Annotated in this window: 1 protein-coding gene; it reads left to right on the top strand. The window is 62.9% G+C overall.

From position 1 onward, the window contains the following. Positions 1-11: 11 nt before the first annotated feature. Positions 12-275 (top strand): UDP-N-acetylglucosamine 2-epimerase (locus SB658_RS23775; RefSeq protein ID WP_410602775.1); only part of this gene is annotated, 264 nt, incomplete at its 3' end.

Below are 275 nucleotides of genomic sequence, written 5' to 3' on the forward strand. Positions count from 1 at the left end.
TCGGCAAGCCGGTGCTCGTGATGCGCGATACGACGGAGCGACCTGAAGCGGTGGCGGCCGGAACGGTTCGTCTGGTTGGCTCGGACAGCAGCCGAATTGTCGAGGCCTGTCGCCAATTGCTCGACGATGCGGTGCGCTACGAGGAAATGGCGCGTGCGCACAATCCGTATGGAGATGGGCGTGCGTGCGAACGCATCGTGCATCACCTCGTCGGCGAAAGCGATCGCAACGAACCACTGGCGTTCTCTTCGATTCCAGGTCCGGTTCGCGCGTTC

This window comes from Bacillus sp. SIMBA_008 (assembly GCF_046535495.1).
In the GTDB taxonomy this organism is placed as follows: domain Bacteria; phylum Bacillota; class Bacilli; order Bacillales; family Bacillaceae; genus Bacillus; species Bacillus subtilis.